Genomic DNA, 395 nt, shown 5'->3' on the forward strand with positions numbered 1-395 from the left:
TCGCAAAGCGCTGGAGCAGGTCGCGAACCAGCTCGTTCTCCGACATCCAGACGAATAATGTGCGTGAATCAAAGTGGGCGGTAAGAATCTCGCCTAGGTTCGGTACAGTAAGATAGTTGCACGCTCCATTCACCAGAAATGAGTTCGCAGCCGCTTTTCTTAGTCTGTCAGCTTCACTCGTGAAACTCGCCCTGAGCGATACCTGGTGCTCCGAGAATACTATCTCCGGATGCGCCGCGTTCAGGGCGTGGACACCTCGCCAACTCAATGTCTCATCGACAAAAAGTGATCCGCCAAGCATGTGCGCGCCAAAAGCCAAGTAAACGTCGCCGCTCATTTTGATGTCGGAAGGTAGTCCCACAGGATTCAAGAGTTTGAGTACGTCTCGCCTGAAG

The 395-nt window shown here is 52.9% G+C and carries 1 protein-coding gene; it reads right to left on the reverse strand.

Annotation, left to right across the window (positions count from 1 at the left end; translation table 11 throughout):
• The coding region (locus tag ACLD7X_RS19525; RefSeq protein ID WP_411425336.1) for a hypothetical protein at positions 1-337 on the reverse strand (337 nt) is incomplete at its 3' end.
• Positions 338-395 lie beyond the last annotated feature (58 nt).

The sequence above is a fragment of the Aphanothece microscopica RSMan92 genome (assembly GCF_046613545.2).
Classification (GTDB): Bacteria; Cyanobacteriota; Cyanobacteriia; order PCC-6307; family Cyanobiaceae; genus NIES-981.